15 protein-coding genes are annotated in these 13160 nt (G+C 62.3%); 12 read left to right on the top strand and 3 right to left on the bottom strand.

Going from position 1 to position 13160, the window contains the following annotated elements; genetic code table 11:
- The first annotated feature begins 2 nt into the window (after positions 1-2).
- The 6 genes from cmk (at position 3) to deoC (ending at position 4698) form a co-directional block, all read left to right on the top strand.
- Positions 3-665, top strand: a complete 663-nt coding sequence (gene cmk, locus H6B15_RS09525; protein WP_204647753.1) for a (d)CMP kinase — start codon at positions 3-5, stop codon at positions 663-665.
- A gap of 38 nt (positions 666-703) precedes the next feature.
- The gene (locus H6B15_RS09520) at positions 704-1390 is read left to right on the top strand and encodes a lysophospholipid acyltransferase family protein (protein ID WP_204647752.1); all 687 of its coding nucleotides are present in this window, start codon (positions 704-706) and stop codon (positions 1388-1390) included.
- A 17-nt stretch (positions 1391-1407) separates the two neighbouring features.
- Entirely contained in the window at positions 1408-3339 is a 1932-nt protein-coding gene (locus tag H6B15_RS09515; RefSeq protein WP_204647751.1) for a bifunctional 4-hydroxy-3-methylbut-2-enyl diphosphate reductase/30S ribosomal protein S1, read from the top strand.
- 69 nt (positions 3340-3408) lie between these two features.
- A complete protein-coding gene (locus H6B15_RS09510; RefSeq protein WP_207751520.1) occupies positions 3409-3858 on the top strand; it encodes a GtrA family protein in 450 nt (149 codons plus the stop codon).
- 25 nt (positions 3859-3883) lie between these two features.
- Positions 3884-4042, top strand: coding sequence for a hypothetical protein (locus tag H6B15_RS09505; protein WP_204647750.1), 159 nt, complete (start codon positions 3884-3886; stop codon positions 4040-4042).
- On the top strand, positions 4039-4698 hold the full coding sequence (gene deoC / locus H6B15_RS09500; protein WP_204647749.1) for a deoxyribose-phosphate aldolase: 660 nt from the start codon (positions 4039-4041) through the stop codon (positions 4696-4698). Before H6B15_RS09505 ends, deoC begins: the two co-directional genes overlap by 4 nt.
- 61 nt (positions 4699-4759) lie before the next feature.
- Here deoC and H6B15_RS09495 read toward each other — a convergent pair whose 3' ends face one another.
- The 3 genes from H6B15_RS09495 to H6B15_RS09485 are packed head-to-tail and all read right to left on the bottom strand — an operon-like array spanning position 4760 to position 6346.
- Complete coding sequence (locus H6B15_RS09495) at positions 4760-5623, bottom strand: CPBP family intramembrane glutamic endopeptidase (RefSeq protein ID WP_204647748.1); 864 nt, start codon at positions 5621-5623, stop codon at positions 4760-4762.
- A gap of 28 nt (positions 5624-5651) precedes the next feature.
- Positions 5652-6140: a hypothetical protein gene (locus H6B15_RS09490; protein ID WP_204647747.1), complete on the bottom strand. Its 489-nt coding sequence runs from the start codon at positions 6138-6140 to the stop codon at positions 5652-5654.
- Complete coding sequence (locus tag H6B15_RS09485) at positions 6137-6346, bottom strand: helix-turn-helix transcriptional regulator (protein WP_204647746.1); 210 nt, start codon at positions 6344-6346, stop codon at positions 6137-6139. The genes H6B15_RS09490 and H6B15_RS09485 overlap by 4 nt, the downstream gene beginning before the upstream one ends.
- 200 nt (positions 6347-6546) lie before the next feature.
- Here H6B15_RS09485 and H6B15_RS09480 point away from each other — a divergent pair, with 200 nt between their 5' ends.
- The 6 genes from H6B15_RS09480 to recA form a co-directional block, all read left to right on the top strand.
- Positions 6547-7866 (top strand): hypothetical protein, encoded by a 1320-nt coding sequence (locus H6B15_RS09480; protein ID WP_204647745.1) that lies wholly within the window; start codon positions 6547-6549, stop codon positions 7864-7866.
- A gap of 37 nt (positions 7867-7903) precedes the next feature.
- Positions 7904-8605: a response regulator transcription factor gene (locus tag H6B15_RS09475; protein WP_204647744.1), complete on the top strand. Its 702-nt coding sequence runs from the start codon at positions 7904-7906 to the stop codon at positions 8603-8605.
- A 40-nt stretch (positions 8606-8645) separates the two neighbouring features.
- Positions 8646-10088, top strand: coding sequence for a sensor histidine kinase (locus tag H6B15_RS09470; protein WP_204647743.1), 1443 nt, complete (start codon positions 8646-8648; stop codon positions 10086-10088).
- 25 nt (positions 10089-10113) lie between these two features.
- Complete coding sequence (locus H6B15_RS09465; protein ID WP_204647742.1) at positions 10114-11070, top strand: DUF1385 domain-containing protein; 957 nt, start codon at positions 10114-10116, stop codon at positions 11068-11070.
- Positions 11063-11944 (top strand): peptide chain release factor N(5)-glutamine methyltransferase, encoded by an 882-nt coding sequence (gene prmC / locus H6B15_RS09460; RefSeq protein WP_345941968.1) that lies wholly within the window; start codon positions 11063-11065, stop codon positions 11942-11944. Before H6B15_RS09465 ends, prmC begins: the two co-directional genes overlap by 8 nt.
- A 123-nt stretch (positions 11945-12067) precedes the next feature.
- Positions 12068-13160, top strand: a 1093-nt coding sequence (recA, locus tag H6B15_RS09455) for a recombinase RecA (RefSeq protein ID WP_243424362.1), incomplete at its 3' end; no start/stop codon positions are given.

Below are 13160 nucleotides of genomic sequence, written 5' to 3'. Positions count from 1 at the left end.
TCATGATCTCTGTTGCCATCGACGGCCCTTCCGGGGCCGGTAAGTCCAGCATGGCCCGCCGTCTGGCGGCCGATCTGGGGTATACTTATGTGGATACCGGTGCCATGTACCGGGCCATCGGGCTGTACGCCCGCCGCGCCGGGGCGGATACCAAGGACGCCGGCGCCGTGGGGGCTCTGCTGCCCCAAATCAAGCTGGACATCCGCCTGGAAGACGGCGCCCAGCACATCCTGCTCAACGGCGAGGACGTGACCGAGGCCGTCCGCGCCGAGGACATCGGCATGGCGGCGTCGGACGTGTCTGCCCACCCGGCGGTGCGGGCTTTCCTGCTGGACACCCAGCGCAACCTGGCTGCCAGCCGGGACGTGCTCATGGATGGCCGGGACATCGGCACCGTGGTGCTGCCCGACGCCACCGTCAAGATCTACCTCACCGCCAGCGCCGACGCCCGGGCCCGCCGCCGTCTGGCCGAACTGCTGGAGAAAGGCAAACAGACCGATTACGAAACCGTCCTGGCCGACATTGAACAGCGGGACTACCAGGACACCCACCGGGCGGTGGCACCCCTGCGCCAGGCGGAGGACGCCATCCTGGTGGACACCAGCGACATCGGCATTGAGGAGAGCTTTGCCCTGCTGAAAAAAACGATTCTTGCGCACATCTGAGACATGCCTTGCCGCATAGGGATGTAAAAAATTAGGAAATGGTGGAACTTATGCTTTTGTACTGGATCCTGCTGCCCATCGTGTGGGTGCTGATGCACATTGTCTATCGGGTGGAGGTTGTGGGCCGCAACCTGATTCCCCGGGGCCGGCCCATCGTCATCGCCCCCAACCATATTTCGGACCTGGACCCGGTGTTCATTCTGGTGGTGGTGTTCCGCTTTCACCGTTTCCGGATCCTGGCCAAACAGGAACTGTTCCGCAACCCCTTCATCGGGTGGTTCCTGCGGTGTATGGGCGCTGTGCCCATCGACCGCGGCCGTGGGGATTTGGACACCGTCAACAAGGTGACCGAAGAATGCAAGAAGGGCACCGGGGTGCTCATCTTCCCCGAAGGCACCCGCAGCAAGGACGGCAAGCTGGGCAAGCTGAAAAGCGGCGCCTTTGTCATTGCGGGGCAGGCCGGGGCGGATATGGTGCCCTGCCGCATCATCTACGACACCCCCGACCACCGCATGCGCCCCTTCTGCCGTATGCGCATCTGCTTCGGGGAACCCATCCCGGCGTCGGAACTGCGCATCACCGACCCGCGCCACCAGATCAAGGAGCTGCGCGCCCTGCGCACCCGCCTGACCAACGATCTGGAGGAACTGTACCGCCAAAACAGCTTTGAACCGGCAGCCCTGCCTGCCGCCGAACCCAACCCGGGCACCGAACCCGGAACCTGAACACGGGAGAATTCATCATGGAAATCATTCTGGCCAAGACCGCCGGTTTCTGCTTCGGTGTGGACCGGGCGGTGAAACTGACCTACGATTTGCTGGACAAAGGCTGCAAGGTGGCCACCCTGGGCCCGCTGATCCACAACCCCCAGGTGGTGGGAGATCTGGAAGGCAAAGGGGCCCTGACCTGCCCCGATATCGACGCCGTGCCCGACGGGTATGAGGTGGTCATCCGCAGCCACGGGGTGCCCCGCAGCGTATATGAAAAAATTGGCACACGCGGCCTGGCGTATCACGATGCCACCTGCCCGTTCGTATCAAAAATCCATAAAATTGCCGAAGAAGCGGGCAAAAACGGTGCGCTTTTGCTGGTGGCGGGGGATGCCTCCCACCCGGAAGTGCAGGGAATAGTTGGCCATACAAGCGGGGAAGTGCAGGTTTTTGCGAACCTGGACGAGTTGGAAAACATGCGCGAAAATCTTGCGCAGCAAAAATCCATTTATGTGGTGGCACAAACCACCTTTCGGGTCCAAAGTTGGGAAAGTTGCAAGGCTTTTCTAAAAAAGTGGTGTACAAATGCCAAAATATTTGATACAATATGTAATGCAACGTGGGCGAGGCAACAGGAGGCGGAGGACCTCAGCCAAAAATGCGATCATATGATCGTCATTGGTGGTCATCATTCCTCCAACACCCAGAAACTGTTGCAGGTCGCCGCCCGGCACACCGACGCCGTTACCATCGAGACAGCTGATGAACTCGATCGGAACTGGCTGCGGGGGGCCAAGGTGGTGGGCGTAACGGCAGGGGCTTCCACGCCTTCGTCTATAATTGAGGAGGTACTTAACTGTATGAGTGAAGAAATCCGTGACGACATGAGTTTTGCCGAGATGCTGGAAGCTTCTGAGGCAAAACCGCTGTTCGCAGGTAAGATCGTTAAAGCCAAGGTCATCAGCGTTAGCCCGACGGAGTGCGTCGTGGGCATCGATGGTTCCAAGCACACCGGCATCGTCAAGCTCAACGAGATGACGCATGATCCCAACGCCAAGATGGAAGACCTTGTTAAGGTGGACGACGAGCTGGATCTGGTTGTGGTGAAGACCAACGACCAGGAAGGCGTTGACACCCTTTCCCGTGTCCGTTTTGAAGCCCAGAAGGGCATGAAGGACGTTTCCGAAGCTGCCGAGAACGGCACCGTCATGGAAGGCGACGTCATGGAGTCCAACAAGGGCGGCGTTGTCGTCAATGTCAAGGGCGTGCGCGTCTTCGTGCCCCGCTCTCAGGCCACCATGCGCCGTGACGAGGACTACACCAAGCTGGTGGGTCAGCACGTGCGTCTGGTCATCACCGAGTGCGCCGGCCGCAAGATCGTGGGCAGCATCAACAAGGTGACCGCCGAAGAGAACAAGGCCAAGCGTGAAGAGTTCTGGCAGAACGTGGAAGTGGGCAAGCACTACACCGGCGTTGTCAAGAGCCTGACCTCCTACGGCGCCTTTGTGGACATCGGCGGTGTGGACGGCCTGTGCCACATCAGCGAGCTGAGCTGGTCCAACCTGAAGCATCCGTCCGAGGTCGTCAGCGTTGGCGATACCATCGACGTGTATGTCAAGAGCTACGACCCCGAGAACCAGAAGGTTTCTCTGGGCTACAAGAAGGAAGAGGACAACCCCTGGGAGAAGCTGAAGAACGAGTATCCCATCGGCAGCGAGTTCACCGCTCCGGTTGTCTCCATCACCAAGTTCGGTGCCTTCGTGCGCATCCTGCCCGGTGTTGACGGCCTGGTCCACATCAGTGAGATCTCCAACGAGCGCGTCAACAAGGTCAGCGACGTGCTGAAGGTCGGCGATGAAGTGCGCGTCAAGCTCATCAACGTTGACTTTGACCGCAAGCGCATCAGCCTGTCCATGAAGGCCTGCGAGGGCGAAGTGGAAGCTGAAGGCTCCGACGCTGAATAATCTCTGAACGATCCCAATGGGAGGCCTGCCTGGTAACAGGCGGGCCTCTTTTTGATTCACGGGTGCATCATGCAGAAAATCAAAGATTTCATTCGCAGATACTATGAACAGCTGTCCTACCTGTTTTTCGGCGGGCTGGCCACGCTGCTCAACTTTGTCATCCTCAACATCTTCCAGGCGGCTTTCGGTCTGGGCTTTGCCGCCGGTGTGGGCAACATCCTCAACAATGCCATCTGCATTCTGTTTGCCTACTGGACCAACCGCAGCTTTGTTTTCCGCAGCAAAAGCCGCGGTGCCGCCGCCTGGCAGGAATTTACCAAGTTTGTGGGCTGTCGCATCTTCACCGCCGTGGTGGATCAGCTGATCATGTGGGGCGGCGTGAGCGTTCTGGGCCCCATGATCGCCTTTGTTTCCCCCGAACTGTGGGCCAACATCGTCAAGCTGTTCTCTCAGGTCGTGGTGATCGTATCCAACTACGTGTTTTCCAAGATTCTGATCTTCACCAAAAAAGCGCCGTGACCCGTGCGCCAAAGGAGGCATTTCCATGAAAAACAACGTTCGCGGCGGAGGTCTCCGCCTCACCGGCCTGATCCTGGGCATCATCGCCACCGTGTGCGGTGTTACCTCCATCATCTTTGCGGCCATCGGGCTGCACCAGGCACATCTGTGCAAGCACTGCAAAAAGGGGGCTGAATACCGGTGAGCCGTTACTCCAAAGAACATCTGTTTTCGGTGGTGGACCACACCCTGCTCAAGCCCGAAGCAACCTGGCCGCAGATCCAGAAACTCTGTGACGAGGCCATGCAGTACCACACCGCCTCGGTGTGCATCAACACCTGCTATGTGAAGCAGGCCGCCGACTATATGGCCGGCCGGGTGCCGGTGTGCTGCGTGGTGGGCTTCCCACTGGGCGCCATGGACACCGCCAGCAAATGCTTTGAAGCCCGCACCGCCATCGAAAACGGCGCGTCCGAAGTGGACATGGTCATCAACATCGGCCGCCTGAAAAACGGCGAGTACGACGCCGTGCGGGAGGACATCGCCGCGGTGAAGGAAGCGGTGGGGGACCACTGCCTGAAGGTCATCATCGAGACCTGCCTGCTCACCGACGAAGAAAAGATCAAGATGTGCGACATCGTGCCCGAAGCCGGTGCCGATTTCATCAAGACCTCCACCGGCTTTTCCACCGCCGGGGCCACCTTCCATGATATTGAGCTGTTCGCCAAACACGTGGCGGGCCGCTGCAAGATCAAGGCCGCGGGCGGCATCTCCACCATCGAGGATATGGAAAAATTCCTGGACCTGGGCGCCGATCGCCTGGGCACTTCCCGTGCCGTGGGGCTTCTGACCGCCGAATAACCCAAAACAAAACCGCCTTGCCGACGCTGTTGCCGGCAAGGCGGTTTTTGCATGTAAATTTTCAGCCCAGCTGCATCAGCAGCCAGCCCAGAACGATGCAGACGGCGCTGCACACCAGGCAGGTCATGGCGGGGCGTGCCCGGTCGGGCACCGGTTCCCCTTTGGGCCGCAGCAGGTTGCCGCCGGCCCAGATCAGCCAGGGGCTGGCCGCCGCCAGGAACACATAGGCGCCCAGTGTGGCAGGGGTCATGGCGGTCTGGGCGGCCTCCACGGTCATGGCGTCGGTGGGAATCTGGGTGGCCAGGGCGGAAAGCCCGTTGTTGAACAGATGGATCAGCATGGGATAGACCAGGTTGCCGCTGCGCAGCGCCGCCCAGCTGATGGCCACCCCCAGGATGGCGGTGGGCAGAAACCGCACCGGGTCCAGGTGAAAGGCCCCGAACAGCGCCCCGCACAGCAGCGCCCGGCCCCACAGGGGCATGGGCTGCATGTGGTAGAGCAGGTATCCCCGGAACAGGGATTCCTCACACACCGCGGGCATCACCGCCACGATGAAAAACCGCACCGGAAAGGGCACCTGGGCAAACAGGTCGGTGATGGCGGTGCTCACCGTGGTCATCTGCTGGGGAAAGAGGAGCAGGGTGACCATGGACACCAGCATGACCAGGATGTAGGTACCCATCCACAGCAGCAGGGCGCCAAACACCCCCCGCCAGGCGGGACGGTGGAGGTTGAATACCTGACGAAAGGGAGCCCGGAACACCGCAGTGCCCAGCAGGGCCAGGGCCAGCAGCCCCAGCTCGGTGGCGGCCAGTCCGGCCATGCCGTACCGGACCTGCAGCGGGGCGGCAAGGAAAATCAGAAACAGCAGGGCCAGAATATAGCCGCTGACGGCCGCCGGAACGTTTTTGCGGGATGTGCGCATGGGAAAACCTCCTTTTGCAGGGCAGGCGTCAAAGAAGCCGGCTGTAATAAAAGCGGAATGCCAGATACAGCACCGCAAACCCCAGAATACCTGCCAGACAGAAGACGAACAGAACCGGTGCAAACAGACCGGCACACAGCAGGATAAGATACAGAATCACAAACAGTGCGACGACTGCCGAAAGGGCAGCTTTCTCGCTGATTCGAAGATTCCGCTCGTCGGTGCATTCGGTAAAATGGCGGCGCAGGGCGGTGCCATCTTTCAGAAGACTACCGATACGGAAAAACAGGCGGGCGCCCAAAACGATGAGAAATAACCCGGTACCGGTGTAAAAGCCGCTGAAAAAGGAACCATTCTGTTCTTCGCCCAGCAGCCTGGGCACCCCCAGCAGGGCAAACAAGACGGTGGCGGCCCCCAGCACCGGGAGCACCGCGCAAAGGGGGCGCAAGGTGCGCAGCCGGGCTCGGTAGGCTTCCGGTGTGGCGGGATGACCGGTGAAAAGCTGACGGATGATCATACGACTCCCTCCAGATGACTGAAATCAAATACGTCCTCAATGGTAAGGCCGAAATAGTGGGCAATTTTGTAGGCCAGCTCCAGGCTGGCGGTGTATTTGCCCACCTCGATGCTGGTGATTGTCTGCCGCGTGACCCCCACAGCATCAGCCAGATCCTGCTGGCTCATGCGGCGGGCTTTGCGCAGTTCGGGAATATGGGTTTTCATTGTTCATCGCCTTTCCGATTCCCAGAACAGGACCAGGATTGGGAGTGCAAAGTTTGCTTTGTGTTTTTAGCATAGCATGCTTTGCAAAAACTGTCAAGCAAACTTTGCAAAGTGAGCTGCCTCCTTACGCGTTGCGGGAAAGGCGGCCTTGTGGTATACTAACTGTGTATATCGTAAAACACGGAAAAGGAGGTGCGCGTATGCCTTGTACAAGGGGCAGGGCGGCGGCAGTCCTGGCGCTGGCCCTGGGCCTGACCGGCTGCAGTGTGCTGCCCGGCGGCGAAACCGAGAGCCTGCTGCGCGCACCCCGCCTTTCAGGGGAGACCAGCGCCGTACAGAAAGCGCTGAACAGCTATCTGGGCGGGGTGGCTACCCTGAAATACCCGGCCAGCGGCGATTTTCTTTCCCCCTTTCTCTTCGGCGACTGGGATGGGGACGGCACCGAGGAAGCCGCGGTGCTGTATACCGCGGAATCCTCCGGCTCCAACGTCTGGCTGGCCATTCTGGAACCCACCGATTCGGGGGGCTGGCGGGTATCCCAGCAGACCGAGGGCCTTTCCAGCGAGGTGGAGACGGTGAGCTACGCCCACCTGCGGGACGCCCAGTCCCTGCAGCTGCTGGTGGGGTACGACAGCGCCCAGGGCGACCGGTATATGGTGGTGTACCTGTACAACAGCGACGAGTCCCTCCAGACGGTGAACAAACAGAGCTATACCGACATGCTGGTGTCGGATGTGACCGACGGCGGCGACGGCACCGAGGACCTTGTCCTGGTGCTGCCCACCGAGACGGAAAACGGCGGCATCAACCTGCAGCTGCTCACCTACACCGGCGGGGATACCTTCCTGGCGGCCCAGACCCTGGCCGTGGGGGAGGGCTATTACAGCGGCTGTGCCGGCCTGCACGCCGGGGTGGGGGAGGACGGCGCCTCCTACCTGGTGGTGGACGGCTGGACCGGGTCCGCCTCCAGCCTGGCGTCCAGCATCATCATCTATGACGCCGAAAGCGGATTTCTCAAAACCTACAACCCGCCGGGGATGTCGGATTTGTCCCGCGCCACCCAGCGCTACGACACCGACCTGCTGAGCATGGATCTGGACGGCAACGGCACGGTGGACATTCCCACCGAGGTGGCCGACGGCGGCAACGTGCAGGAAAACCTTACCAACCAGCTGCATTTCCTTTTGTGGAAGGACTACGCCACCGAGGAAGGCGGCAACAACATCTTCGGCGTGTACGACAGCGAACACCGGTTTTTCCTGCGCCTGCCCGAATCCATGCACGGCAATGTGTCGGTAAAAGCCAACGCCGGCGGCACCGGCTGGATCATCGGCAACCTGACCGGGGATATCATGTACTGCGAACTGCGGGTCGTGGACCCGGCGGAGACCGACCTGCGCAACGACAAATACAGCCGGGTGGCCACCATCGGCAGCCAGCAATTGCAGGCGCGCATCCTCACCGAGTATTACGGCCTGACCCTGGACGACATTCTCTCCGGTGTGACCGTGCTGCCCTGACAAAAACCTTTCCCTGTCTTTGAAAGGAGTTGTGTATATGAAACGAGTCCTGGTAGTGGAGGACGAAAACAGCATCCGGGAAATGGAGGTGCTGAACCTGCGCATGGCCGGGTGGGAAGTGCTGGAAGCTCCCAGCGCCGAGCGCGCCCTGGAACTGCTGCACGCCAACCCGCCCTGCGACGCGGCGCTGCTGGACCTGATGCTGCCCGGCATGGACGGGCTTTCCCTGTGCGAGACCATCCGCCGGGATGACCCCGACATCGGTATCATCATCGTGTCCGCCAAAGGGCAGGAAACCGACAAGATCCGGGGCCTGTCCATCGGCGCCGACGACTATATCACCAAGCCCTTCTCGGTGTCCGAGCTCATCGCCCGGGTGGAGGCCCTGGCCCGCCGGGTGCACCGCAACGCCGGGGACAGCCGGGACGGTTCCGGTCCCGACCAGCTGGTCAGCGGCAGCTTTGTGCTGGACGAAAAGAGCCGGGTGCTGTACAAGGCCGGCAAACCCATCGACCTGACCCAGGTGGAATTCCAGATCATGGAACTGTTCTTCCGCAATCCCGGCGCCGCCCTGGTGCGGGAAAAGATTCTGGAGGGTGTCTGGGGCAAGGGCTATTACGGCGACGTGAAGATCGTGGACGTGAACATCCGCCGTCTTCGCATGAAGATCGAGGACGAGCCCAGCAGCCCCACCCACATCCTGACGGTCTGGGGCTACGGCTACCGCTGGAGCCCCTGACCCGCACCCCGCATGCGCCTGAGGAAAGGAGGGACCCCGCATGCAAAGCATCACCAAGCGCTGGCTGCGGGGCAGCCTGCTCATCACGGTGCTGATCCTGGCCCTGGCCGAAGGGCTGTTCCTGTATTTTTGCTACCAGAACCTGTACGGCGACATTGAGCGCGCCATGGAAAGCCGCTTTTCCACCTTCATCGGCCGGCTGCAGGCCACCGGCACCGCCGGCGACAGCGACAGCAATGCCGCCAGCCGGGCCCAGTCTCTGCGCCGGACGGTGGAACAGTTTGAGGAAAAAGACAAGTTTGAATTCATGCTGCTGGACCAGAACGGCATTGTGCTGGCCACCTCCAGCGGCACCATCAACGAAAACCTTACCGAAGGGGCGGACTACTACCACGCCCTGATCAGCTCGGACGGCTTCGGCCGGGCCATCTTCCGCACCCCGGACGGGGAGCGGGTCATGGCGGTCACCGCCCTGGTGCCCTACGATGCGGGCAACATCACCGCCATGCGGCTGGTCACCAGCCTGACCCTGGCCGACCGGCAATGGTGGAATACGGTGCTGCTCTCGGCGGGGGTGGTGCTGGTGGCCCTGGGCTTTGCGCTGTGGAGCGGGCTTTTCTTCATCCGGTCCATCGTGCGGCCCCTGGGTCAGGTGGAATCCATCGCCAACCGCATTGCCGGGGGCGACCTGCAGACCCGCCTGCCCGACACCCGCTACAACGACGAGATCGGCCGGCTCTGCCACACCATCAACGAGATGGCCGAGCACCTGACCGAGACCGAGCGGATGAAAAACGAGTTCATCTCCTCGGTCAGCCATGAACTGCGCACCCCTCTGACCTCCATCAAGGGCTGGGTGGAGACCATCGGCACCATCCAGGATCCCACCGACCAGAACTACCGCAAGGGGCTGGAGGTCATTGGGGCCGAAACCGATCGCCTGTACGCCATGGTGGAGGAACTGCTGGACTTCTCCCGCCTGCAGAACGGCATCAAGCTGGACTGTCAGGTGCTGGACCTGGTGGCCGAAGCCACCGACGCCGCCCTGTTTGTGGAGGGCCGCATCCGGCAGGAAGGCCTGCGTCTGGTGTATGAGGAACCCCCCGAACCCTACCCGGTGTGGGCGGACCCCGCCCGGCTGCGGCAGGTGTTCATCAACGTGCTGGACAACGCCATCAAGTATTCGCCCCCCGGCGGGTCGGTGTTTCTCACCCTCAGCCGCACCCCCACCACCGTCACCGTGTCGGTGCGGGACCAGGGAAGGGGCATCTCGCCGGAAGACCTGGAAAAGGTCAAGGTGAAGTTTTTCAAGGGCAAGAACGCGGTGCGCGGGTCGGGCATCGGCCTGGCGGTGGTGGATGCCATCGTCACCGCCCTGGGCGGCACCACCGACATCGCCAGCACCCTGGGCCAGGGCACCACGGTGCGCATCACCCTGCCCATCTACCGTTCCGGGCAGGAACACCTGCACGAACCGATCTGACACAACAAAGGAGTACACCAATCCTATGCCGCAAGAATCGCGTCCGACCGAAAAATTCCGTACCAGCGTGGGCGGCCAGGCCCTGATGGAAGGCATCATGATGCGCGGCCCCAAAAAGATCTGCTGCGCCGTGCGCCGCCCGGACGGCACCATCGACCTCACCTATGAGGATGTGCATTCCCACTGGTACAACAAGGTCCCCCTGGTGCGGGGCGTCTGCAACATGGTGGAAAACCTGCGCATGGGGTACAAGTACCTGATGCACAGCGCCGACATCGCCCTCACCGAGGAGGAGCAGGAGGCCGAACAGTCCCGCTTTGACAAGTGGCTGGACGAACACACCGGCCCCGCCTTCCAGAACGTCCTGATGACCGCTTCGGCCCTGCTGGGGGTGGTGCTGGCCCTGTTCCTGTTTCTGTACCTGCCCACCTTCCTCACCGGGCTGCTGTCCAATGTGCTGACCCTGGGGCGCTGGCCCCGGGTCATCATCGAGGCCGTCATCAAGCTGGCCCTCTTCCTGGCGTACATGTTCCTGTGCACCCGCACCAAGGAGATCCACCGGGTGTTTGCCTACCACGGCGCCGAGCACAAGACCATCGCCTGCTATGAGGCCGGGGAGGAACTGACGGTGGAAAACATCCGCCGCCACACCCGCTTCCACCCCCGCTGCGGCACCAGCTTTCTGATTCTGGTGCTGCTCATCAGTATCGTGCTCTACGCAGTGCTGCCCTGGACCAGCACCGGTCTGCGGGTGCTGTACAAGCTGGCCATGCTGCCCCTGCTGGTGGGCATCTCCTACGAGGTGCTGCGCTGGGCCGGGCGTTCCAACTCGCTGCTGGCCCGGGCGGTGTCGGTGCCGGGGCTGTGGCTGCAGCGGCTGACCACCTTTGAGCCGGAGGATGACATGATCGAGGTGGCCATCGCCGCCGTGACCCCCGTCCTGCCCGAAAACCCGGAGGAGGCCGCCTGGAGCCGTGGCTGAACTGCAACTGACCGGCCTGGCGCCCCGCGCCGCTCTGCGCGCCGTGCGGCAGGCCCTGGAACAGGCCGATGTGCCCGACGCCGCCTTTGACGCCCGGGAACTCTACCGTCTGGCCGTGGGCAAGGACCCCCGGCTGGATATATCCCCGCTGACGGCGGAGGAGGCCGCGTCTCTGGCCGCTCTCACCGCCCGCCGCGCCGGGCGGGAACCCCTGCAATACATTGCGGGACAGTGGGACTTTCTGGACTTCACCCTGGCGGTGGGGCCCGGGGTGCTCTGCCCCCGGGCGGACACCGAGGTGGTGTGCGAAGCCGCCGTGAAACTGCTGCAAGCAAGCGGCAATCCCACCCCCACCGTGCTGGACCTGTGCGCCGGCACCGGGTGCCTGGGTCTGGGCATCAAGCGGTTTGTGCCCGGCGCCCGGGTCACCTGCTGGGAAAAAAGCCCCGAAGCCCTGGCCTACCTGCGCCGCAACGCCCGGCAGGCGCTGCCGGGGGCGGAGGTGGCCGTGCGGGAGGGGGATGTGCTCACCGACTGGCAGACCCTGCCCCCGGAAAGCGCGGATCTCATCGTCAGCAACCCGCCCTACCTCACCGGCGCCGAAATGCAGGCGCTGATGCCCGAAACCGCCCGGGAACCGGCCATGGCCCTGGACGGTGGGGCGGACGGTCTCGTCTTTTACCGCTGCCTGACCGGCCCCTGGAAGCAGATTCTGCGCCCCGGCGGCTGGCTGGTGCTGGAGATCGGCTACGAACAGCGGGAAGCCGTGCTGGCCCTGGGGGCGGAAAACGGCTGGGTCAACGGCAGCTGCCGGCAGGATTACGGCGGCAACGACCGGGCCGTTCTGCTGCAAAAACCCCGGAACCGGGAGTGAAAGACCCATAAACCGGCCTACAAATACACAACAAATAGTTGTAATTTTCTGCCGGAACGGGTATAATAGGGGCAGACAAAAACAAAACAGGGCAGGGGATTTCCCCTGAAAAGGAGTAATACAATGGCAGCCAAGAAAGAAACCAAATCCACCCCGGCGGCACCCGTCGGCGACAAGAAGGCCGCGCTGGAAACAGCCCTGGCCCAGATTGAAAAGCAGTTCGGCAAGGGCGCGGTCATGAAGCTGGGCGCCAACGTCACCATGCAGGTGGACGCCATCTCCACCGGCAGCCTGGGCCTGGATATGGCCCTGGGCATCGGCGGCGTGCCCCGCGGCCGTATTGTGGAAATCTACGGACCCGAATCTTCCGGCAAGACCACCCTGGCGCTGCAGGTGCTGGCGGAAGCCCAGCGCAACGGCGGCGAGGTGGCCTTCATCGACGTGGAACACGCCCTGGACCCCACCTATGCCCGGGCCCTGGGGGTGGACATCGACAGCCTGCTGGTCAGCCAGCCGGACACCGGTGAGCAGGCCATGGAAATCTGCGAAGCCCTGGTCCGTTCCGGCGCCATCGACGCCATCGTGGTGGACTCGGTGGCCGCCATGGTGCCCAAGGCCGAAATCGAGGGCGAAATGGGCGACTCCCACGTGGGCCTGCAGGCCCGCCTGATGAGCCAGGCCCTGCGCAAGCTCACCGGTATCATCGGCAAGACCAACACCGTCTGCATCTTCATCAACCAGTTGCGCGAGAAGGTGGGCGTGGTCTACGGCAGCCCCGAAGTCACCACCGGCGGCCGTGCCCTGAAGTATTATTCCTCGGTGCGCATCGACGTGCGCCGCATTGAGGGCCTGAAGGACTCCAACGGCTCCTTCATCGGCAACCGCACCCGCGCCAAGATCGTCAAGAACAAGGTGGCCCCGCCCTTCCGGGAAGCCGAATTCGACATCATGTTCGGCGAAGGCATCTCCAAGGTGGGCGAGATCATCGACCTGGGCGTCAAGCTGGGCATCGTGCAGAAGAGCGGCGCCTGGTTCAACTACGGGGATGTCCGCCTGGGCCAGGGCCGTGACAACGCCAAGCAGTTCCTGAAGGACAACCCCGCCGTGGCCGAGGAGATCGAGAAGATCGTGCGGGAAAACGCCGACCGTCTCATCGCCGCCGGCAAGAAGGGCACCGTCAAGCCCATCGAGAAGGTGGCCACCCCCGTGGCCGCCC

It is taken from the genome of Gemmiger formicilis (genome assembly GCF_016900095.1).
Lineage (GTDB): Bacteria > Bacillota > Clostridia > Oscillospirales > Ruminococcaceae > Gemmiger > Gemmiger formicilis_A.
The sequence above is the reverse complement of the archived record's forward strand: the minus strand, read 5'-3'. Positions and strand labels throughout refer to the sequence as shown.

Coding starts and splice junctions, on each gene's coding strand:
- cmk (WP_204647753.1), top strand. CDS start 3: ATGATCTCTGTTGCCATCGACGGCCCTTCCGGGGCCGGTAAGTCCAGC.
- H6B15_RS09520 (WP_204647752.1), top strand. CDS start 704: ATGGTGGAACTTATGCTTTTGTACTGGATCCTGCTGCCCATCGTGTGG.
- H6B15_RS09515 (WP_204647751.1), top strand. CDS start 1,408: ATGGAAATCATTCTGGCCAAGACCGCCGGTTTCTGCTTCGGTGTGGAC.
- H6B15_RS09510 (WP_207751520.1), top strand. CDS start 3,409: ATGCAGAAAATCAAAGATTTCATTCGCAGATACTATGAACAGCTGTCC.
- H6B15_RS09505 (WP_204647750.1), top strand. CDS start 3,884: ATGAAAAACAACGTTCGCGGCGGAGGTCTCCGCCTCACCGGCCTGATC.
- H6B15_RS09495 (WP_204647748.1), bottom strand. CDS start 5,623: ATGCGCACATCCCGCAAAAACGTTCCGGCGGCCGTCAGCGGCTATATT.
- H6B15_RS09490 (WP_204647747.1), bottom strand. CDS start 6,140: ATGATCATCCGTCAGCTTTTCACCGGTCATCCCGCCACACCGGAAGCC.
- H6B15_RS09485 (WP_204647746.1), bottom strand. CDS start 6,346: ATGAAAACCCATATTCCCGAACTGCGCAAAGCCCGCCGCATGAGCCAG.
- H6B15_RS09480 (WP_204647745.1), top strand. CDS start 6,547: ATGCCTTGTACAAGGGGCAGGGCGGCGGCAGTCCTGGCGCTGGCCCTG.
- H6B15_RS09475 (WP_204647744.1), top strand. CDS start 7,904: ATGAAACGAGTCCTGGTAGTGGAGGACGAAAACAGCATCCGGGAAATG.
- H6B15_RS09470 (WP_204647743.1), top strand. CDS start 8,646: ATGCAAAGCATCACCAAGCGCTGGCTGCGGGGCAGCCTGCTCATCACG.
- H6B15_RS09465 (WP_204647742.1), top strand. CDS start 10,114: ATGCCGCAAGAATCGCGTCCGACCGAAAAATTCCGTACCAGCGTGGGC.